Below are 19,428 nucleotides of genomic sequence, written 5' to 3'. Positions count from 1 at the left end.
CGCGACGTCAGCTTCGCGCGCGGTGCTGGCCTCGGACAAGAGCTGCTCGACAAATGACGGAATCGGCCACAGGATTGGCTGATGACCGCACCGCTGGACCCTCTCGACCGCCGGATCGCCGGCGCGCTGCAGGTCGACGGCCGCGCGTCCTGGCGGCGGATCGCCGAGGTGCTGGACGCGCCGGAACGCACGGTCGCCCGGCGCGGGACGCACCTGCTGCGCACCGGCGTCGTGACGGTTGTCGCCGTTTCGCCGCACGGTGTGCCGCTGCTGGTGCGCGGCCGCTGCCGGGCCGGCCTGGGCCGTCCCGCGGGCACCGCACTCGCGGGACGGCCGGAGACGAGCTTCTGCTACCTGATCACCGGACAGGGCGAACTGGTCGCCGAGGTCTTCTGCGACCGCAACCGGCTGCCGACGTTCATGTTCGACGAGATGGCGGCAATCCCCGGTCTGCTCGATCTGACGGCCGATACCGTCACGCGCTACTACCGCACCATCCACGAATGGCAACCCGGCGTGCTGAGCCCGGCCGAGACGGAGGCGATCTCGTCGCTGCCGCAGCCGACCCCGCAGCCCCGGCAACCCGACGGTGTCGTCTTCAGCAGCGACGAACGGGCCATCGTGCGCGCGCTGCGCGAGGACGGCAGGCGGACCCACGAGGAGCTCGCCCGCGCTGCCGGGATCTCGGAATCGACCGTCCGCCGCCGGCTGGAAGCGTTGCGGCGAGAGGAAAAGGTGTTCATCCGGGCCGTGGTGGAGCCGGCCGTGCTCGGGCTGCCGGTCGAGGCGCTGCTGTGGATCCGGTGCCGCCCGCACGACGTCGACGACATCGGCCGCGCCCTGCTGGGCTCGCCGTACGTCCGGTACGCGGCGGCGATGACGGGCGAGTATCAGCTGCTCGCTGACGTGACCTTGCCCGACATCGCCGCGTTGCACGAGTTCGTCGGCCGTTCCGGCTGGTCCCGGCAGGCGGATTCGGTGCATACCGGGGTGGTGCTGAAGGCGTTGAAGCGCAGCAGCGTCCTCGCGCCCGAGCTGCGCTCCTGACGGCTAGCTCCGCTCCTCCAACCCGTTCAGCACCGACGGCAACGCGCCGCGGTGCAGCACGCCAAGCCGTTGCGTCGCCCGGGTCAGCGCGACGTACAGCTCGGCCGCGCCGCGCGGCCCCTCCGCGAGAATCCGGTCCGGGTCCACGAGAAGCACGGCGTCGTACTCGAGCCCCTTCGTCTCCGCCGCCGGAACCGCACCCGGCACGTCCGGCGGCCCGATCACGACACTGGTCCCCTCCCGACCCGCCTCGGCACGGACGAATTCCTCCACCGCGGCGGGCAATTCGTCGTCGGAGACCTTCCTCGACCACGGCCGCACCCCGCACGCGCGCACCGATTCCGGCGGTTCGACGCCCGGCGCGAACTCGGCCAGCACCGCCGCCGCGACGGCCATGATTTCCGCCGGAGTCCGGTAGTTGACGGTGAGCGAACGGTAGGCCCACCGGCCCGGGACGTACGGATCCAGCATCGCGCCCCAGTCGGTCGCGCCGGCCGCCGACCGGCGCTGCGCCAGGTCGCCGACCACGGTGAACGACCGGCTCGGGCACCGCCGCATCAGCACCCGCCAGTCCATTTCGGACAGTTCCTGGGCCTCGTCGACCACGACGTGCCGGTACGTCCAGTCCCGGTCGGCGGCGGCGCGTTCGGCGAGGTCGCGGGTGTCGTGCTCGACGAAGCGTTCGGCCAGGTCGGTGTCGTAGAGGAGGTGCTCCGCGGACAGGCCGATGTCCTCGTCCATCTCCTCGCGGTCGAGCCGCATGATGTCCAGCACGCCGGCCGCGTACTCGGCCTCCGCCTCGCGTTCGGCCTGGTCCTCCCGCTGTTTCGCCCGGTCCGGCGCCTTGCCCAGCAGGTCGATCAGCTCGTCGAGAAGCGGGATGTCCGACACCGTCCAAGGTTTGCCCGGCTCGCGCCGCAGCGCCTGGCTCGCGCCGGCCGCGTTGAGCCGCGCGGGGGAGGAGTAGAGCGTGGTGAGCAAGCTCTCCGGGGTCAGGATCGGCCAAAGACTGTCGATCGCCTTGACGAAGGCCGGGTTGGCAAGGAGCTCGTTGACCAGCGTGGAGCGGAGGTCCTCCCATTCCTCCTTGTCGTCGCGCGTGAGCCAACCGCGCCCGATGCGGGACATGGCGCGTTCGGTGAGCACGTACGTGACGATCTCGACGAACACCGCCCGCGCCTCGTTGTGCGGCCGCCCGCTCTGCCGCGCCTCGTCGCGGGCCCACTCGGCGGTCGCCGCGTCGATCCGGACGGTGGTGTCGCGGAGTTCGATCAGGATCGGGTCCGCGGGCAGCTCCTGCCGGTCCGCGACCGCCGCGTTAAGGACGTCGAGCATCTGCAAGGACCCCTTGAACCGCGCGACCTCCGGCTCGTCCTCGGCCTCCGCCCGCAGCCCCGGCAGCAGCCCGCCCGGGGTGGTGAACACCACGTCGGACTCGCCGAGCGACGGCAGCACGCGCCCGATGTGGTTCAGGAACGCCGGATTCGGCCCGAGGACGAGCACGCCGTGGCGCTCCATCCGCTCGCGCTGCGTGTACAGCAGATACGCGACGCGGTGGAGCGCCACGACGGTTTTCCCCGTTCCTGGTCCTCCCTCAATGACCAGGACGCCCGGATGGTCGAGCCGGATGATGCGGTCCTGCTCGGCCTGGATCGTCGCGACGATGTCCCGCATCCCCTCGCCGCGAGGCGCGTTGACCGCGGCGAGCAGGGCGGCGTCGACGTCGTTGCCGCTGTCGGTGTCCGGCTGCCCGAACACCTCGTCGGTGAACGAGGCGACCTGCCTCCCGCGCGTGTGGAATTGCCGCCTCCGCCGCATGCCCTCCGGGGTGGCCGCGGTCGCGGTGTAAAACGCACTCGCCGCCGGCGCGCGCCAGTCGAGAAGAACGGGTTTGTACTCGTCGTCCTCGTCGAAAAGCCCGATCCGGCCGATGTAGGAATGCTCGCCTTCGGCCGAGTCGAGCCGCCCGAAACACAACCCGGAGTCAGCGACCGACAACCGCCGCGTTTCGCGAGCGAGCGCCCGCACCTCGACGTCGCGCTCGCCCGGGGTCTCGTCGTTTCGTTTGAGGGCAGCGGTGTGGCGCTCCTTGGCCCGCTCGCGCTCGCTGTCGAGCCGCCGGTACAGCCCGGCGACGTAGTCCTGTTCGGACCGCAGTTCTTCTTCGTACCCCTGGTTTGACAAGTGCCCCTCGCTGCTGTTATTCTGAACCCAGATTCGGCGCGAACTTCTGCTTGGGTGATGAAGACGCGTCGATTTTTTATTGTCCACCTTCTGTCAAGTGGCCGGTGGGCTGGTTGTTTTCTCGCGGCTTTTGTCGGCGGTCGGCGATCGGCGGGTTGCGTGGGTCGGCGGGTTGCGCGGGTTTCAAGCCGGACCGAGTCATCCGCTCGCGCCGGATGTCTCACCGCGCCTAGGCCAGGTCATGGCTGGCTGAACCAAGCCTCCACGTACGCCGGGCGGTAGTGGACGGCTCGAGCTCGGACGGTAGAGCCGAGTCCGCGGGCGCACTCAGGGCTGTCGCGGGCGGACCTGGGAGGGGTTTCCGGCCGCGGCTCGCGAGGTCCTGGCGTGGTGCGCCCGGCGATGACAGCACGGGCTTGTCCCGAGCGCTTCGGCCGTCGGGGCCGGTTGTGCGGTCGCTCCGCTGTGGCGGGTGGGTGGGGCAGAGAGCCGCGCGAATGCGCTCGCGCCGGACGGATCCTCGGCGGCGACATCCGCCCGCACATCCCCAGACCCGATCTCGCCCGCAACCACCGCACACTTGCTCCCGACAACTGGATTTCCCTGGACGAGCAGCGATTCTGCGCCATCCCCCGGGGCTTGCGGCAAGCCCCGGGGTGCGCTATATCTTGAAAAGGGCGGAGGAAATCATTTGTCACGATGCGCGGATTCCCGCGCGGTTCACGCCTGCGTCGCGGCCACCCAGTTCCGCACCGCCGGCCGATTGCCCTCCGGCTTGTCTCCCGCCTTCGCCCCGGAGTCGACCAGCCACGACTGGCAGTCCAGCGTGAACATCCGGCAAGGCCCCGCGGGAAGCACCTCGCTCCCGCGGTCCAGGGCGTCGCGCAGGTCCGCGAGCAGGGTGAAGTCGAGCGCGCGCATCGTCGCGTCCAGTTGCTGTGCGCTGCCCGCCCCGACGATCGCCGACGCGATGCCCGGCCGCGTCGCCACCCAGTCGATCGCGACCTGCGCCATCGTCGCATTCAGCTCGTCCGCGACCATCTCGAGCGTCTTCAGCAGCTCCCACTGCCGCGCGGTCCAGGTCCCGGCCCCAGCGGCGCCCTCTCCGGTCAACCGGCCCTCGCCGCTCAGACCGGTGGGCGAGCTGAGACCTGGCCCAACCCCGCCCGCCCGCCGAGCTCCGCCCCTGCCGAGACCGCCGCCCCGCTGCCGAAACCACCCGTGCCCGCAACCCTCCCCGCCCCAACCCCCGCCGGGACGTAGGCTGCGAAGCATGCCGTCGAACGTGATCAGTCTCCGCGGCGTCCGCACGCACAACCTGGCCGACGTGGACGTGGACATCCCCAAACATCAGCTGGTCGCGGTCACCGGCGTGTCGGGGTCCGGCAAATCGTCGCTCGCCTTCGCCACGCTCGCGGCCGAGTCGCGGCGGCAGCTGTACTCGACCATGCCCGCGTTCGTGCGGACCAAACTGCCGCACGATCCGGCTCCGGAGGCCAGTTCGCTCAGCGGCCTGACGACCGTCGTCGTGGTGGATCAGCGGCCGCTCGGGACGAATTCGCGCTCGACGGTCGGCACCGCCACCGAGGTGTGGACCATGCTGCGGATGTTGTTCTCCCGCCTGGGCGAACCGTCCGCCGGGTACTCGCCCGCCTACTCGTTCAACGATCCTTCCGGCATGTGCCCGGCGTGCGCGGGGCTCGGCACGGTCACCGACATCGACGGCGAGCGGATGATCGACCGCGAGCGTTCGCTCAACGACGGGGCGATGGTCTTCCCGAGTTTCGCCGTCGGCAGCTGGATCTGGAAGCGCTATGTCTACTCAGGATTCTTCGACAACGACCTGCCGTTGCGGGAATGGCCTGAGGACCTGGTGCAGTTTCTCCTGCACGGGCCGACGCAGAAGCCGCCGAATCCGTTGCCCCGCTTCCCGGCCAGCGCGAAGTACCAGTCGATGGTGCCGCGGATCCGGCGGCTGCTCGTCGAACGCGAGGCCAAGATGGGGCCGGCGGTGCGGGCGGCGCTCGCCGACGTGACGCGGCAACGGCCGTGTCCGGAGTGCGACGGCAGCAGGCTCGCTCCGGCCGCCCGGGAGAGCCGGATCAACGGGGTGTCCATTGTGGACCTCGGGTACCGCGACGCGGCGGGGTTGCTGGAATTCTGTGCCGGACTGGACCACGAGTGGGCGCGTCCGCTCGTGGCGGCCCTGCGGTTGCGCCTGGAATCGATGATCACGCTCGGCCTCGGGCATCTGCACTGCTACCGCGCGACGCCGACGCTCTCCGGCGGCGAATCGCAACGGCTGAAACTGGTGCGGCACTTGGGGTCCAGCCTCACCGACCTCACCTACGTCCTGGACGAACCGACGGACGGGCTGCATCCGGCCGACGTCGCGTCCCTCGTTGACGTACTACGACGGCTGCGTGACCATGGCAACACCGTGCTGGTGGTGGATCACCACGAAGCGGTGATGGTCGCGGCGGACCATGTGATCGACCTGGGTCCCGGAGCCGGCGAAGCGGGCGGACGCGTGGTCTTCCACGGGCCGCCGGAGAAGCTGCGGAAGGCGGACACGACGACCGCGCGGGCGTTGCGCACCGGCGTCCGGCTCAAGGACACGCTGCGGGAGCCCACCGGCTGGCTGCCGTTGCGCGGGCTGGACCGGCACACGCTGCGCAACATCGACGTCGACGTGCCGACCGGCGTGCTCACGGTGATCACCGGCGTGGCCGGGTCCGGGAAGTCGACGCTCGCGGGCGAACTCGCCGAGCGGCACCCGCGGTTCACCGTCGTCGACCAGAGCCAGATCGTCGCGACGTCGCGGTCGACGGTCGGCACCTGGCTCGGCCTGGCCGATCCGGTGCAGCGCGCGTTCGCCGAGGTCAGCGGCGAGTCGCCGAAGCTGTTCAACCCGCGTTCGCAGGGCGGGTGCCCGGCCTGCCGCGGCACCGGCGTGCGGCGGACCGACCTGGCGTTCCTCGAGGACGTCGACACGCCGTGCGAGGAGGGTCGCCCCGGATTCCGTCCCGAGGCTCTGCAAGCCCGGTGGAGTCTCACGGTGCTCGAAGTGCTGGCCACGCCGGTGTCGGCACTGGCCCGGTACGTGCCGCATCCGGACGTGGTCCGGCTGGCCGCGCTGCTCGGCGAACTGGGCCTCGGGCACCTGGCGAGCGGCCGCACGCTCGACACGCTCTCCGGCGGCGAACGGCAACGGCTGAAGCTCGCCCGCCAGCTCGACTCGACCAGCGACGACCTGCTCGTCGACGAACCCACCGCGGGCCTGCACCCCAGCGACACCACGCGGATGGTGGCGCTGCTGGACCGACTCGTCGACGAGGGCCGGACGCTCGTCGTGGTCGAGCATTCGCTGCACGTCGTCGCCGCGGCGGACTGGGTGCTCGACCTCGGCCCCGGCGCGGGCGAGAACGGCGGCCAGGTGCTCTACACCGGCACGCCCAAGGGACTCGCCGAGCACGACGGCGCGACGGGGCGGTACTTCCGGTCCGCGCTCGGCGGTTAGCAGCGACCTGCCCAGCGCCGCGTGCGTGCGGGCCGCGTTCACGGTCGCAGCGGTTGTTAGCGCGGAAACCGCCGAGCGCTGGTTCCGTCGGTACGGGCTGCCTTCATGGCCGCAGCGGCTGTGCATGCGGCGACCCGCTGAGTGCCGGTTGCGCGCCTGCGGGCCGCCGTCACGGCCCCTCCGGCTGCTAATGCCGCAACCCGCCGAGCGGCTGGCCGTGCGAGCCACCGGCACAGCACCCGCTAATGCGGAAACCTCCGCGCCCCCGCGCCGCCCTGGCCGAGAACGTCGTCCGGATTGGAGTACGGGCACGATTTCAGCGACAGGCATCCGCAGCCGATGCAGTCGGAGAACCGGTCGCGCAGCGCGGTCAGCTCCTCGATCCGCTCGGTGAGGCGGTCGTGCCAGCGGCGGGAGATCCGCGCCCAGTCGCGTTTGGTGGGGATGCGCTGGTCCGGCAGTTCGGCGAGCGCCTCCTTGATCTCCTCCAGCGACACCCCGACCCGCTGCGCGGTCCGGATGAAGGCGATCATGCGCAGCGTGTCGCGCCGGTACTCGCGCCGGTTGCCGCTCGTGCGCCTGCTCGCGATGAGGCCGCGGCTTTCGTAATAGTGCAGCGTCGGGACGCTCACGCCGGCGCGTTCGGCGATCTGTCCCGGCTTCAGCCAGACGACCTCGCGCGTGATCTGGGGCATGGCAGCTCTTTCCGTGCTTGACATCAAGTCCGCTTGATGAAGTCCACTGTAAGCACCGCCCGGCAGACGGCGGCGAGCGCGCGTGAAGGGGATTTTGTGACGACTACGACCCTGCAGGTCTGGGCCGACGTGCTCTGTCCGTGGTGCTGGATGGGACATCGCCGCCTCGCGCAAGCGATCGCGGAATCCGGTGTCCCGGCCCGGATCGAGCATCGGAGTTTTCTCCTGGGCCCGGAGGGACCTGGCCCGGAACGGCGGCGGATCGCGGAGACCGCGACCGCCGAATGGGGGATGAGCCCGGCGGAATGGGGGAGGCGCCGGGACCGGATCGAGCAGGCGGGACGCGCGCAGGGCCTGACCATTCGCATGGACACCGCGTGGGCGCTCGATTCCCGCCCGGCGCATCGGGTGCTGAAGCTGGCCGCGGCGCGCGGACTGGACGAAACCGCGGCCTGGGAGGCGATGTTCGCCGCGCATCTGCGGGACAACCTGGACCTGGCGGAGTGGAGTGTGTTGGCGAACTTGAAGACCGGATTGGAGCGCGACGAAGTGCTCGCGCTTGGCGATAACGAGGAGTACGCAGCAGAAGTGTTGGCAGATCACGAAGAAGGACAGTCGCGCGGGATCCGTTCTGTGCCGACTGTCGGGCACGGCGACCGCCTTCTCGCTGGTGCGCGCAGTGTCGAAGAATTGGCGGAATTTGTTCGCTCGGCAGCGAAGGCGGTGGCGTGATGTCCGAGATTCCTGTGATGATGCGCGCCGCCGCGATTGACGAGTTCGGGCCCGCGGAAGGATTGACTGTCCACAAGGTGCCGGTTCCGGTCGCGGGGCCGGGAGAAGTGCTCGTGCGCGTCGAGGCCGCTGGTGTGCAGCCGACCGACGTCGCGATCCGGGACGGCTGGACGCCGCCGGGCGTGACCATCCAATTTCCGCAAATCCTGGGCAACGAGTTCTCCGGAACAATTGTCCAGGTGGGTGCTGAGGTGACTGAATTCGAGGCAGGACAACAGGTTGCCGGGTTCCGGTCGCTGGGCTGCTATGCCGAGTACGTCAACGTTCCGGCCAGTCAGGCGGCTGTCAAACCGGAAAAGGTCGATTGGCAAACGGCGGGCGCGTTGTCTGCCTCCGGGCAGACGGCACATACTGCGTTGGAGCGGCTCAGTGCCAAGCCCGGCGAGACGATTCTCATTCACGGCGCGGCGGGAGGTGTCGGCTCGATGGCGGTCCAGTTGGCGCGGCATCGTGGGCTGCGCGTGGTCGGTACCGGCAGCGAGCAGAACCAGGAATATCTCCGCACCCTCGGTGCCATCCCAGTGGTATACGGCGAAGGCGAACTAGACCGCCTTCGCGAAGCCGCCCCGGACGGGATAGACCTGGCTTTCGACACCGCCGGGCACGGGAATCTTCGTCTCGCCGCGGAACTGGTGGCCGATCGCAGCCGGATCGGGACCATTGTGGAGCCCCCGCTGGCCGCTGAGACCGGCGGGCAGTGGCTCAACAGCGACCGGTCCGCCGGGCGGCTCCGCGAGTTGCTCGACCTGTGCGCGCGAGGAGAGCTGCGGGTGCATGTCCGGAAGGAATATCCGCTCGACGACGCCGCGAGCGCCCATCGCGAGGTGGCTGAAGGACACGGTCGCGGCAAGGTGGTGCTGCGGATCGGCTGAGGGAAGTTAATTCGCTGGACGGGGCCGGAGCGTGCCGTTATGGTTCGCTCCGACCGTGACTCGACGCCGGGAGGTGAGCCCCATGAACGCTGTTTCGATGTGGGTGCTCCCCGTGTCGTCACGGTCGGGCGACTGACGGAGGGTTGCCGGGAGCGCCGCGAAGGCACTCCGAAAGGTGACCGTCATGGACACTCTGCGTTTCACCGCGGGCGAACCCGCGGTGCGCATCACCCGGGTCGGACCGGGACTCTGGGAAGCTTGGGACGACGGCCGCTTGGCCGGCCGCGGCGAGGCCACCGCGCGGCCGGACGGGCGGGTCTTCCTCAGCGTCGACGCCTGGCACCGTTCCGTCTTCGACCAGCTTGCCCGCGAGATGCTCGCCGCGCTGCCGGACCCGCTCCACACCGTGGTCGACGAAACCGACCGCGAGCTGCTCGACGGCTGGCAACGGGCCGGTCTGACCGTTCGGCGGCGCGAGTGGGAGTACGTCGTGCCCACGAACCCGCAGGTCACCGGGCCGGTCGAGCTGCCGTCGGGCGTCACAGTCGTGCCCGCCGGATCCGCTGAAGAGGGTCCGTTGCGCGAGCTGGACCGCGTCGTTCGCGCCGAGGTCGAGGCGACGGTCGGCTGGTCGGAAATGCCCGCCGAGGTGCTGCCCCGGCCGGCCGGCGACACCGTCGTGGACCCGTCGAAATACGCCGTGGCGGTCGAGGACGGCGAGTACGTCGGGCTGGTCCGGGTAGTTCAGGTGACGCGCCTGCCCCGGATCGGGCTCATCGCCGTCCGGGCGGACCGGCAACGTCGCGGCATCGCACGCGGGTTGCTGACGCACACGCTCGATGTCCTGCACCGAGCGGGAATCCCGACGGCCTCGGCCGAGGTGAACGAGGCCAACGAAGCGGCGACGGCGCTGTTCGAGGGCGTCGGCGCGCGGCGGGCGAACAGCACGGTGGAGCTGATGCGCCATGGCCGGTAAGGGCGGGATCGAAGTAGAGGGAACCGTGGTCGAGTGCCTGCGCGACGCCCGGTTCACCGTCGAACTGGCGAACGGGCACCACGTGCTGGCCCACGTCAGCGGCAAGATCAGAAAGAACTTCATCAAGATCGTGCCGTTCGACCGGGTTTTGGTGGAGCTGAGCCCGTACGACCTCGACCGGGGCCGGATCCTGTTCCGGTACCGGAACTAGCCCGGTCCGTCCTCGCGGTTCCCGGCTCGGGGCCGCGAGGACGGTCAGCTCGTTTTCGCGGTCGCGAGCCGCGTCAACGTGTCGCATTTCCGGCCGAAGTTCGCCACGACGTCAGCGCCGATGATCCGCACCATGACCGCCCGCAACGGCGTGTCGAGGACGACGCGCTGGGTCAGCTCGGCCCCGCCGGGGACGGCCTCGACGCTCAGTCCGAGGTCCATTTTCCCGAGCGGAACGGGCTGGCAGAGCGTGAACTCGTGTCCGGGCCGCCAGTTCGTGAAGGTGAAGTCCTTCGCGATTTTCGCGTGCACGCTGCCGCGGAATCCGCCGCTGGGGTAAAGGAATCCGGTCGATCCCGTCGCGGGCGGGCCGTGCAGCACGACGCGCGCGACGTCCGGATCCCAGCGCGGCCAGTTCTCGACGTCGGCGAGGACGTCCCAGAGCGCGGCCGGGTCGACCGCGAGGGTGCGGGCGGAGGTTCTGTCCCAGGTCATGGCCCTGAAGATATACGGAACTGGCAGTCTCGTAAACTGTGCGCTATGACGCACAACCGGCGCGGACGACCGCGCGAGCAGGGCATCGACACGGCGGTGCGGGCCGCGGTCAACGCACTGCTGGAGGAGGTCGGCTACCAGCGGTGCACGGTCGACGCGATCGCCGCGCGCGCCGGAGTCGGCAAGGCGGCGTTGTACCGGCGCTGGAAGTCCAAAGCAGAACTCGTCTTCGCTGCAGTCGTGCACGACGACGCACTCGCGGCACCCCCCGACACCGGCACCCTGCGCGGCGACGTAGCGGCTGTTCTGGCCGACATTCAGTCCGCTTTGGACGGACCGCAAGTGCGAAACGCCTTGCCCGGCCTGCTCGCCGACCTCCGCGCCGAAGACGCGCCCACCGCTCGCCTAGGCGAGTTGTTCCTGATCCGGGAACGGGAATACTTGGCCGAAGTACTCGACCGCGCGCTCTCCCGCGGCGAACTGTCCCGACGCCCCGAGTTGCCCGCAGTGCACGCGATGCTGCTCGGTTCAGTCTTCGCCTGGCTCCATTTTTTGCGCGAAACAGCACCGCCTGAGGGTCTCGCCGCCGGCCTGTACGGAGCCATTGTCGAACTGGGCAGGTAATCGCTGCCCGTTCACCTTCGAGGCCGCGGCGACGGCCTCCGCCGAGCCAGTTCGGCCGCGATTATCGCTTCCATCCGCGTATTCGCACTGCGAAGCCCACGATATCCGCGGTATCCCACCACGATTACCGCAATCCCAACGACCGCGGCAATCGACAGCACCGACCCGTGTGCGAGCAGGCTGTCGCGATAGTCGCGAGCGAGATAGCCCAGCCCGAGCCCGGCGGCGAGAGCGTCGAGCAGCGCGAGCGGAACCCGGCGGGGAACGGTCATGGCGGTCTCCTCTCGGGACCCGACCCCCTGCAATCTAGGCGACCGGAGCTGTCCCGCGAGGGCTCTCGACCCGAACGGCCTACGCCCCCCGGCCCGCGCGGGGCCTGTGCTAAGTTGACGTGAACTGGGGGGATCGACCTGCGGAAGCGAACCCAGGGGCCGGTAGCTCAGTTGGTTAGAGCAGGGGACTCATAATCCCTTGGCCGTCGGTTCGAGCCCGACCCGGCCCACCATCTTGCCCTTGATATAGCCGCTGACCAGCGAAAACGCGCCGAACGACGATCTTGAAACGATCTCGGCGGCGGCGCTGGAACCGAGCACAGCGCTTGGAACCCAAGGGATCTTTCGAGTACGACTGACTCCATGACCGCCGTTGAGGCGCTCGAGCCCGAGGACGTCAGGGAGCTTGTCTCGGACTGGAGAACGCACCTGAGGGCCAAGAACCGCGTCGACTCCACGATCGACGCCTGCCTCGACAGCGTGGCCATGCTGGTCGACTGCCTCGAGGGCGAGAATTTCTCGCTGCTGGCCGCCGAGGTCGGTCGGCGGGAGCTTGAGCGGTATTTCGAATATCTCCGGCAACGGCCGAAGTTTCGCACCGGCGAGTCGATTTCGCACAACTGCATCGCCAAGCGTTTCCCCGTTCTATAAAATAAAGGTTCCGCAGGTCACGGACACTCCGCCGACGGTGTTGCGCGAGGCTGAACTCAAAGTCTTGTTGGCGCGACCGCTAAAGGGAAGGGTTTTTGTCGCGCTCCGGGATCGGGTGATCATCCTGGACCTTGCCGATTGCGGCGTCCGGCTCAGCGAATTGTCCCCGTTGCGTGTCGCAAGTCCGGCGGAGCGGGAGCTTCGGCATGGGCGTCATCCGCGTTCTGGGCAAGGGACGTCGTGCCCGCGACGGGTGCCTTTCAACCCGGCGACCGGCGAGGTGCTCAGGCGCTGCCTCCGCGCCCGCGCGCGGCCGCATGGCAGGCGCACCACCGCGGCCTGGCTTGGCCGCTACGGCGAGCTGAACGAGTGAGCCATCCGGTCGATGCCGGACCGTCGAGCTGGGCAAGCAGGCATCGGCCCGGTGTTCCCGCACCTCTTCCGGCACACGTGGGCGCACCGGTGCAAGCTGGCGGGCATGAGCGACGAGGCGATCATGCGGATCGCGGGCTGGCGCAGCCGGCAGATGCTTGACCGTTGCTGAACCGCGGCTTGCCCCGGATGGTGCCGGAAAACGTGCACGAGGCGGATGGGTGAATAATTCATGCGCTATTCGTTGAATACTGCACGTGACAGGCGGCTGGCCGCATGGGTAACCTCTCGCGAATCGTCGGTGAAGCAGTACGGTCGAGTGAGCGATAGGGTGAGCTGGTTTCCGGTGATCCGCCTGTCGGCTACACCCTGTCGGCAACGGACAAGGCGTCCGTTTCGCCAATTTGGGAGCGTATGTGAAGATCTCTGCGAGAACATTTCTCGGTGTCCTGACGGTCAGCCTGTTGTCAGGTTCGCTGACCTTCGTTTCAACTGCTCCGGCCAGTGCCGAGGGGGACGCCCCTGTCCTTGCGAAAAGATATCTCGACCAGAAGATCGCCTGGGGTGATTGCCCTGGGTTGAACAAGACCATGGCGGCGATGGTTCCGACGCCGATCCGGCAGAAATGCGGGACTTTCATCGCGCCCAAAGATTACTATCATCAGGATTTGGGTGATATCAAGGTCGGAATTACCCAGGTCGCTCGCGACGATAATCTCGGCCCGAAGCGGGAGCTGTTCATCAATCCCGGGGGGCCGGGCGGAGCCGGCTTCCCGTTGCCGGCGGCTACCGCGGTCAAGCAGCCGCAGTTGCTGCTCGACCATGATTTCGTGGCGGTGGATCCACGGGGGACCGGGTTGGGCACGCGGGTGGATTGCGACGAAAATGAAGCGGATCCGTCGGATGGAGCGAAGCCGTCGGCCGACTCTCGGGACCTGTCCGACGCCGCGATCGCAAAAGCGCGTGCGGACGTGAAGAAGTGGGTCGCCGTCTGCGCGGCGAAGCACGGCGACCTGCTGCCCTATATCACCACTGAGCAGACGGTCCGGGACATGGATCTGGGGAGAGCGCTGCTGGGTGCCCGAACCATCGACTACCAGGGCACTTCTGCCGGAACGTGGCTCGGCGCCCAGTATCAGAAATTCTTCCCGGAGCGAGCGGGCCGGTTCGTCCTGGATTCCAATGCCCAGTTCTCTGACAGCTGGCAAGCCACCTTCGAGTCGCAGCCGATGGCGATGCAGCGGCGGTTGGAAAAGCAGTTCCTTCCGTGGGTGGCCCGGCATGATTCGAAGTACCACCTCGGCGACACGCCGGAAGCGGTCAACAAAACCTATGAGGCGATTCGCGCGGCCGCCGGAAGCGGCAAGCTCGGCCGCCTGACGCCAGATCAGCTTGACGTGGCCGTGACGGAATCGTTGTACAGCTCGTCGTCCTTTGCGATGCTGGCGGGGAAACTGCAACAGCTGGACAAGGCGGTGCAGAGCGGAGAGCCCGCGGGCGACAGCACCGTGCTTTCCTGGATTGTCGACGCGGTGAAGAAGATCTTCCCCGAAAACAACCCACCGGTGTTGTCCGATACGGTGTTCAGGACGATCACCTGCAACGACACCGCCTGGCGCGGCGACGAGGACTACTGGGCCGATTTCGCCCGGAAGCAGGTCGCCGACGGCAATTCGCTGGTTGGTCCCGGCTTCGCCGTTCAGCCCTGTAATTACTGGCCGTACCGGCCGGTCGGCCTGACGCCGGTGACCGGCCGCACCGCGCCGGGCGCGCTCATGCTGCAAAACACGCTCGACCCCGCGACTGCCTATGAGGGCGCCGTCGTCGCGCACCGGAACAACCCCGCGACCCGAATGGTGACCGTGATCAACGCGGGCGACCACGGCGTGGCCGGGCACAACTCCTGCGCTGATGCCGTGGTGAATCGATACCTGCAACAGGGGGTACTGCCCGGGAACGACGTGGTCTGCCAGGGCAGGCCTATGCCGGGCGAGGACAGCGTATACGAAGTAGGACCACAGCTGGCGGATGCTCAGCCAGCCGCGAGCGGCGAGCGGGTGACCGCTGCGGCGCAATATGTCGACGCGGTGCTGGCGGCGATCTCGACCAGAAGCTGGAGCCAGATCTTCCCCGCTGGCTGAGGTGGCCTCGGTCAGTCGGGAGAAGGGCGAGGTTCCCGAGCAGCCGGTACTGGTGGAAGCCATTGGCATCGCCAGCGCTGAGAACCGCAGCTGGAGAGTGATCACGGGAGGGGTCCGCCAGGAGTTGGCGGGCCCCTCCTGCCCGCTCGTCTCGTTCGAGCCGAGCGGAGCACAGATTCGCGGCGGGTTGATCCATGCCGCCGCTGCGGCTGTGCGGCAGGGTAATATCGCGTGCCGGATCGCTGGGATCATCGTGGGGGTAGCCATCACGCCGGTGCGGCGAAGGTCCTGGACGAAACCGATGACATAGCCCAGTCCGTCTGGAATGTCGTGCAGACAGTGGTGCGCGAAATTTCGGCACCGGGCTGGTCCCGGTCATGCTGTCCTGGGCATGGCCGGTTACCGCGTCGTCGATGCCGAATACGTCGCGGTCGTGCAGTCCGTGGGTTTTGCCGTCGCAGGCGTGGTCACCGTGCCGGCGACGTCCTGGCTCGCTGCCCGATCCGTCGAGCTGTCCGAGGCGAATGCCGAAATCGTACGATTGACCATGCACGGGGAACGCACCCGCATTTCGCGCGATCCCGCGGGAACGAGTGACGACGCGCTCGGTGCCTGGCGCTCGGCGCGCTCCTGCTGGGCCTGAGCCACTCGTCGACCGCATCGAGCACGTGACGCACCAGGACCATCTGCGTCCGCCACCGGATTTGCCACCGTCGTGGCGGGGACGAGGGCGGTGCGATCTCCGAAAGCCCCTGCGGCGCGGTGAAGGTCCGCTCATCGCTGGAAATCCCAACTTCGCCGACGGTGTTAACGGGTTTCCGGATCACTATAATTTCGTGATTATCTCATGTCGGCGATATTTCTTATTTAATTGTTCGAAAGGGTGATCTTCGGGGGAAATATTGCTCATTGCGCGGGAAGTCGGCCACTATGTTTCCGACCGCAACGGAGCGGCTTCGCGCGTCGCGGTTTGTCTATCGTCGACCGGATTACCTTAAGGATGATGTTCATGCGATTGAGGCAGATCGTCGCACTCTGCGCGACAACGGGTCTGGTGGGAGCCGGACTGGCAGTGGGCACGGCCGGGGTGGCGGCCGCCGCTCAGGCCGCTCCCAGTGCCTACGGATACATCGCTGGTGCGTCTGGGAGTCTTCCATTGGGCTACTGGCCGAGCGGGGCGAACATCCTGTCCGCCGCGGCCCCGGCGGCGCCGGAGTTCGATCCTGGTGCCAAGGTTCCCGGGAACGCGACAAAGTCAGTGTCGGTTCCCGTCGGCGACATCAACCTTCTGCTGGAAGGCGACGGCGTCGGCGGGGGCGTGCTGGCGGTCGACACCACGGCGAACCCGGCCACGGGGGTGTCGACCGCGAAGGCGGCCGCTCTGACTGCGCGAGCTGATGTGAAGCTGACGGCGGGGAAGCTGATCGATTCGATCATCGGCGGGGTCCCGGACGGCGTGGGCAAGAGGTTGTTGCTGGCGGCGAAGGCCTTTGCCTACGATGCTGAAGCAAGCGTGAAATTCTCTCTGTCCGGACTTGGCACCAGCTGTCAGGCGGGCCCGGCCGGTACGCCGGCTGCTGCCGAAGCGTCCCGCCTGAAGGTCGATGCCGAAATCTCCATCGCGGGGTGGGCCCCGTTCCCGCCGGTGCACATTAATCAACCCCTGGGCGGCAAAGCGGTTGACGTTCCGGGACTTATTACCATTGGTACCGGCGTGGTGAACGACCTTCCCGATGGGGGCATCTCGGCCGATGCGGCTTCGGTCAGCGTGGCGGGCAAGTCGTTGAACCTGGGACATGTCGAGTGCCACCCGGGCGTCTTGGCGGATGGCCAAGAGTGACGTTCCCGGCGGCCGGAGGCGGCGCGGCAATGCTTTGCCAGTAGTCGTCTGAGCTGTTCGTCTTCAGCAGCTGATCGCGGGGTGGGGCGCGGCTTGTGAGCGCCTCACCCCGCTTGCCGATGGTCAGCGCTACCGGCCCCGGCGCAAAGTTCGTAGCCGGAAAGGAGGACCACCGGCACCTCGGCGTGGCGCTGGGCGTCGGAGCCTCCGGAACGAACGGGATCGGGCTCGCGCTGGCCGGTCGGCGCATGGTCGTGGTCGTCGGCGACGAGCACTGCAAAGCTGCTTGGCGGGAGCTGCTCGCGACGACAGCGGCCCGGATCCGCTCGGCGGTCCAGGCCGCGCGGGAGCTGTACTGCCACCGCAACACGGTGCTGAACCGATTGACCCGGATCCAGCGGCTGACCGGCCTCGACGTGACCGATACCGGCCGGTGGTCCCAGGTCATGCTGGCGCTTTCCGCGCTCCGGTATCACGGCGAGGACCTGCGTTCCGAGTAAGCAGCGCGCAGAAAAGAACGAGTCCGCCGATTTCGATCAGGAATTTCATGTCGTCGGGCACGAATCGCAGGTTGAGTGCGAGGTAGACGAAGACGAGAAGGCCGGTGAGGAAGCGCCGGATGTCGCTGCGCTGGTTGTCGAGGACAACGGCGACCACGCCGATGACCAGGGGGGCGAGCATGACGAATACGCGTTGGGTGTCGGTGGCGACCATTCGTCCGGCGAGGCAGCAGAGTGCCAGGTAGCCGCTGGCTACGAGCAGCGGATTGAACGGGCCTCGCTGGCGGTACAGCCGGTAGAGGCCGTAGCCGAAGATGATCCAGAAGAAATGGAAGGTGTCGAAGAGCGCGGCGTGCTCGCTGCGTTTGTTCGACGACAGCGCGAAGACGATGTTCGAGGCGAGGCTGTGGTTGCCCTGGCCGCTGCCGAGGCTGTAGTTGCCCCCGATGAAGTTCTGTGCCCACAGGCGGAAACCGGCATACGCCAGCGCCGCGACTGCCGTTGCGAGCACGCCGAACAACACCTGGCGGTCGCGCAGTGACCGCGACCGGGTCCAGGCCAGGAGCGGGTACAGCGGGGCGAGCAGCAGGGTGGTCTTTTTGTTGATGGTGCCGACGACGATGACGAGGGTGAACAGCAGCAGTTTGCGTTTGAACAACAGCCACAACGCGATGAGGTAGAGCAGATTGTTCAGCGGGTCGACCAGGAATGGGTTGCTGAAGGCGTAGGGGCCGTACCAGAACGTGCTGGAGAGGGCGATCGCGGCGAGTACCGAGGTGAACAGATGCAGGGTGAGGTGCCGCCAGCAGAATTCGAAGAACACGACGGTGCACGCGAGCGTGACGGCGGCGGTGAATCCGAGCCACAGCACGTCGAGCGGGAGTCCGGTTATCTTGCGTGCCAGATGCACCAGCCACGGGCTGAGCATTCGAAGCGCGAACGGGTTGTCGACTTGCGCTCCGGTGTGTTCGGACATGGCGTAGTAGTTGAGCGCGTCGCCCCAGGCTTTCTCGTGCGCGCGCACGTCGAGCGGCGCGTACGAGATGAAGTTGAGCAGCGACGCAATTGCCAGCGTCAGGTACACGGCCGCCCGCCGGACGGCCGTGTTGTGCCGTGCGGCGGTCCGCGAGACGGGAGTGGGCGACTCGATCCCTGTGGTCACCTGCGAGAGCCTAACCAAGGGCGACCCGGTGTCGATGCAGGACTCGTCGGCATGCCCGCGCGGCTCGGTGTTGGTCGCGGGAAAACCTCAGCCGGTGAACTCGGCCAGCACCGAGCGTTCGATCTCCGACACCGGCAGATCCCGTCCTCCCGGCCGGAGGTACCGGGCGGCGAATTCCTCGGGTCCGGCTTGTTCTCGTTCGTGCCAGCCGTATTCGGCGAGGAACGCTTCGACGTCATCGGGCATCAGGCCGAAGCGCCAGAGGTGCTGCTTGAGGACGAAATCGGAATAGGCGGCCTCAGCACCGTAAAGAGCAGTGCCGTCGAGGAAATCCTTGCGGAGGTAGGTGAACGCCAGGCGGCTGCCCGCGGGGGCGGTGGCGAGGAAGTCGAACGTGCGACGGACGCCAGCCTCGGTGAGGTACTGCGTGACGGCCTCCCAGATGAAGAAGGTCCGCCCGGCGGAGTAGCCATGCTGGGCGAGGGCGTCGGCGAGATTCTGGGTTTCGAAGTCGATCGGCACCAGCGTCACGTTTTCGGGGACGCGGCCCAGCGCTCTCGTGAGGGCGGTGCGTTTGCGGGCGATGTTGGCGGGCAGGTCGACCTCGTAAACCGGGATTTTCGCGAGTGCGGGGAGGCGGCAGGCGCGGGTGTCGAAGCCTGCGCCGAGGATGACTACTGCGTCGATCCCGCCGTCGAGAGCGGCGTGGAGGGCATCGTCGACAAAGCGCTTTCGGCACAGCATGCTCGCCCACAGGCCGGGCATCTTCTTCTCCGTCGCGGAGGTCAACGCTCGCCGGATCGGCCGGTATCGCGTCAGCGCGACGGCGAGACGTCCGCCGGCGGGCAGGAGGCGGCGGGCCCACGGGTCGTCGATCAGGGGGCGGGTTTCGTGCTGGTCGGCGGCGACGATGACCATCGGCCCGAACGCGGTCCGGTCGGCTCCGGTTCCCATGAGCGGCTCCTTGGGCAGGGCGAGATTCCGTGAACACAGACCAGGCTTCCCGGCCACGATACGGCGTTCGGCTGAAGGGCTCCACGACGGACAGCCAGGGAGAATCAATCGGCGCTGGGCT

20 protein-coding genes and 1 tRNA gene are annotated in these 19,428 nt (G+C 68.1%); 14 read left to right on the top strand and 7 right to left on the bottom strand.

What is annotated here, in order from left to right; genetic code table 11:
* The first annotated feature begins 81 nt into the window (after window positions 1–81).
* Entirely contained in the window at window positions 82–1,047 is a 966-nt protein-coding gene (locus tag SSMG_RS25450; protein ID WP_009080763.1) for an Lrp/AsnC family transcriptional regulator, read from the top strand.
* A gap of 3 nt (window positions 1,048–1,050) precedes the next feature.
* Here SSMG_RS25450 and helR read toward each other — a convergent pair whose 3' ends face one another.
* Window positions 1,051–3,231 carry an RNA polymerase recycling motor ATPase HelR gene (gene helR / locus SSMG_RS25445; RefSeq protein ID WP_009080761.1) on the bottom strand — a complete coding sequence of 727 codons (2,181 nt, stop codon included), beginning with the start codon at window positions 3,229–3,231 and terminating at the stop codon, window positions 1,051–1,053.
* 720 nt (window positions 3,232–3,951) lie between these two features.
* Window positions 3,952–4,344, bottom strand: coding sequence for an aldo/keto reductase (locus tag SSMG_RS25440; RefSeq protein WP_050788275.1), 393 nt, complete (start codon window positions 4,342–4,344; stop codon window positions 3,952–3,954).
* A 160-nt stretch (window positions 4,345–4,504) separates the two neighbouring features.
* On the opposite strand from SSMG_RS25440, the gene SSMG_RS25435 reads away from it, so the two are divergent.
* On the top strand, window positions 4,505–6,751 hold the full coding sequence (locus SSMG_RS25435) for an ATP-binding cassette domain-containing protein (protein WP_037714824.1): 2,247 nt from the start codon (window positions 4,505–4,507) through the stop codon (window positions 6,749–6,751).
* A gap of 242 nt (window positions 6,752–6,993) precedes the next feature.
* Here the strand turns inward: SSMG_RS25435 and soxR are convergent, their stop codons facing one another.
* The gene (gene soxR, locus SSMG_RS25430) at window positions 6,994–7,446 is read right to left on the bottom strand and encodes a redox-sensitive transcriptional activator SoxR (protein WP_009080755.1); all 453 of its coding nucleotides are present in this window, start codon (window positions 7,444–7,446) and stop codon (window positions 6,994–6,996) included.
* A 96-nt stretch (window positions 7,447–7,542) separates the two neighbouring features.
* On the opposite strand from soxR, the gene SSMG_RS25425 reads away from it, so the two are divergent.
* From SSMG_RS25425 to infA, 4 genes are all read left to right on the top strand, one after another.
* Window positions 7,543–8,178, top strand: a complete 636-nt coding sequence (locus SSMG_RS25425; RefSeq protein ID WP_037714818.1) for a DsbA family protein — start codon at window positions 7,543–7,545, stop codon at window positions 8,176–8,178.
* Window positions 8,178–9,110 (top strand): NADP-dependent oxidoreductase, encoded by a 933-nt coding sequence (locus SSMG_RS25420; protein WP_234392892.1) that lies wholly within the window; start codon window positions 8,178–8,180, stop codon window positions 9,108–9,110. The genes SSMG_RS25425 and SSMG_RS25420 overlap by 1 nt, the downstream gene beginning before the upstream one ends.
* Before the next feature lie 184 nt (window positions 9,111–9,294).
* Window positions 9,295–10,086 (top strand): GNAT family N-acetyltransferase, encoded by a 792-nt coding sequence (locus SSMG_RS25415; protein ID WP_009080750.1) that lies wholly within the window; start codon window positions 9,295–9,297, stop codon window positions 10,084–10,086.
* Window positions 10,076–10,297, top strand: coding sequence for a translation initiation factor IF-1 (gene infA, locus SSMG_RS25410; RefSeq protein WP_009080748.1), 222 nt, complete (start codon window positions 10,076–10,078; stop codon window positions 10,295–10,297). The genes SSMG_RS25415 and infA overlap by 11 nt, the downstream gene beginning before the upstream one ends.
* A gap of 44 nt (window positions 10,298–10,341) precedes the next feature.
* Here infA and SSMG_RS25405 read toward each other — a convergent pair whose 3' ends face one another.
* The gene (locus SSMG_RS25405; RefSeq protein ID WP_009080747.1) at window positions 10,342–10,791 is read right to left on the bottom strand and encodes an SRPBCC family protein; all 450 of its coding nucleotides are present in this window, start codon (window positions 10,789–10,791) and stop codon (window positions 10,342–10,344) included.
* Window positions 10,792–10,836: 45 nt separating this feature from the next.
* Between SSMG_RS25405 and SSMG_RS25400 the strand changes: the two genes are divergently transcribed.
* Complete coding sequence (locus tag SSMG_RS25400; RefSeq protein ID WP_009080746.1) at window positions 10,837–11,415, top strand: TetR/AcrR family transcriptional regulator; 579 nt, start codon at window positions 10,837–10,839, stop codon at window positions 11,413–11,415.
* Window positions 11,416–11,426: 11 nt separating this feature from the next.
* On the opposite strand, the gene SSMG_RS43765 is transcribed toward SSMG_RS25400, so the two are convergent.
* A complete protein-coding gene (locus SSMG_RS43765) occupies window positions 11,427–11,687 on the bottom strand; it encodes a hypothetical protein (protein ID WP_100266879.1) in 261 nt (86 codons plus the stop codon).
* A 156-nt stretch (window positions 11,688–11,843) separates the two neighbouring features.
* On the opposite strand from SSMG_RS43765, the gene SSMG_RS25395 reads away from it, so the two are divergent.
* From SSMG_RS25395 to SSMG_RS47170, 7 genes are all read left to right on the top strand, one after another.
* Window positions 11,844–11,920 (top strand) — tRNA-Ile (locus SSMG_RS25395).
* 130 nt (window positions 11,921–12,050) lie between these two features.
* Window positions 12,051–12,338 (top strand): hypothetical protein, encoded by a 288-nt coding sequence (locus SSMG_RS25390; RefSeq protein WP_009080744.1) that lies wholly within the window; start codon window positions 12,051–12,053, stop codon window positions 12,336–12,338.
* Window positions 12,339–12,723: 385 nt separating this feature from the next.
* On the top strand, window positions 12,724–12,882 hold the full coding sequence (locus SSMG_RS45565) for a site-specific integrase (RefSeq protein WP_009080742.1): 159 nt from the start codon (window positions 12,724–12,726) through the stop codon (window positions 12,880–12,882).
* Window positions 12,883–13,126: 244 nt separating this feature from the next.
* Window positions 13,127–14,851 (top strand): alpha/beta hydrolase, encoded by a 1,725-nt coding sequence (locus SSMG_RS25385; RefSeq protein WP_234392744.1) that lies wholly within the window; start codon window positions 13,127–13,129, stop codon window positions 14,849–14,851.
* Window positions 14,852–15,242: 391 nt separating this feature from the next.
* Window positions 15,243–15,494, top strand: coding sequence for a hypothetical protein (locus SSMG_RS25375; RefSeq protein ID WP_009080739.1), 252 nt, complete (start codon window positions 15,243–15,245; stop codon window positions 15,492–15,494).
* A 366-nt stretch (window positions 15,495–15,860) separates the two neighbouring features.
* Window positions 15,861–16,691, top strand: coding sequence for a hypothetical protein (locus SSMG_RS25370; RefSeq protein ID WP_234392743.1), 831 nt, complete (start codon window positions 15,861–15,863; stop codon window positions 16,689–16,691).
* Between the two features lie 95 nt (window positions 16,692–16,786).
* Window positions 16,787–17,191 carry a helix-turn-helix domain-containing protein gene (locus SSMG_RS47170; protein WP_009080736.1) on the top strand — a complete coding sequence of 135 codons (405 nt, stop codon included), beginning with the start codon at window positions 16,787–16,789 and terminating at the stop codon, window positions 17,189–17,191.
* Here the strand turns inward: SSMG_RS47170 and SSMG_RS25360 are convergent.
* Window positions 17,136–18,353, bottom strand: coding sequence for a hypothetical protein (locus SSMG_RS25360; protein WP_199785981.1), 1,218 nt, complete (start codon window positions 18,351–18,353; stop codon window positions 17,136–17,138). The genes SSMG_RS47170 and SSMG_RS25360 overlap by 56 nt on opposite strands.
* Window positions 18,354–18,440: 87 nt before the next feature.
* Window positions 18,441–19,307 carry an SAM-dependent methyltransferase gene (locus SSMG_RS25355; RefSeq protein WP_009080733.1) on the bottom strand — a complete coding sequence of 289 codons (867 nt, stop codon included), beginning with the start codon at window positions 19,305–19,307 and terminating at the stop codon, window positions 18,441–18,443.
* Window positions 19,308–19,428: the final 121 nt, after the last annotated feature.

This window comes from Streptomyces sp. AA4 (assembly GCF_000158875.1).
Classification (GTDB): domain Bacteria; phylum Actinomycetota; class Actinomycetes; order Mycobacteriales; family Pseudonocardiaceae; genus Amycolatopsis.
The sequence above is the reverse complement of the archived record's forward strand: the minus strand, read 5'-3'. Positions and strand labels throughout refer to the sequence as shown.

What these genes read in the sequence shown, in the direction of transcription:
- SSMG_RS25450 (WP_009080763.1), top strand. Translation starts at nt 82, where the DNA reads ATGACCGCACCGCTGGACCCTCTCGACCGCCGGATCGCCGGCGCGCTG.
- SSMG_RS43765 (WP_100266879.1), bottom strand. Translation starts at nt 11,687, where the DNA reads ATGACCGTTCCCCGCCGGGTTCCGCTCGCGCTGCTCGACGCTCTCGCC.
- SSMG_RS25400 (WP_009080746.1), top strand. Translation starts at nt 10,837, where the DNA reads ATGACGCACAACCGGCGCGGACGACCGCGCGAGCAGGGCATCGACACG.
- SSMG_RS25405 (WP_009080747.1), bottom strand. Translation starts at nt 10,791, where the DNA reads ATGACCTGGGACAGAACCTCCGCCCGCACCCTCGCGGTCGACCCGGCC.
- SSMG_RS45565 (WP_009080742.1), top strand. Translation starts at nt 12,724, where the DNA reads ATGCCGGACCGTCGAGCTGGGCAAGCAGGCATCGGCCCGGTGTTCCCG.
- SSMG_RS25375 (WP_009080739.1), top strand. Translation starts at nt 15,243, where the DNA reads ATGGCCGGTTACCGCGTCGTCGATGCCGAATACGTCGCGGTCGTGCAG.
- SSMG_RS25355 (WP_009080733.1), bottom strand. Translation starts at nt 19,307, where the DNA reads ATGGGAACCGGAGCCGACCGGACCGCGTTCGGGCCGATGGTCATCGTC.
- soxR (WP_009080755.1), bottom strand. Translation starts at nt 7,446, where the DNA reads ATGCCCCAGATCACGCGCGAGGTCGTCTGGCTGAAGCCGGGACAGATC.
- SSMG_RS25415 (WP_009080750.1), top strand. Translation starts at nt 9,295, where the DNA reads ATGGACACTCTGCGTTTCACCGCGGGCGAACCCGCGGTGCGCATCACC.
- SSMG_RS25390 (WP_009080744.1), top strand. Translation starts at nt 12,051, where the DNA reads ATGACCGCCGTTGAGGCGCTCGAGCCCGAGGACGTCAGGGAGCTTGTC.
- SSMG_RS25435 (WP_037714824.1), top strand. Translation starts at nt 4,505, where the DNA reads ATGCCGTCGAACGTGATCAGTCTCCGCGGCGTCCGCACGCACAACCTG.
- SSMG_RS25420 (WP_234392892.1), top strand. Translation starts at nt 8,178, where the DNA reads ATGTCCGAGATTCCTGTGATGATGCGCGCCGCCGCGATTGACGAGTTC.
- SSMG_RS25370 (WP_234392743.1), top strand. Translation starts at nt 15,861, where the DNA reads ATGCGATTGAGGCAGATCGTCGCACTCTGCGCGACAACGGGTCTGGTG.
- infA (WP_009080748.1), top strand. Translation starts at nt 10,076, where the DNA reads ATGGCCGGTAAGGGCGGGATCGAAGTAGAGGGAACCGTGGTCGAGTGC.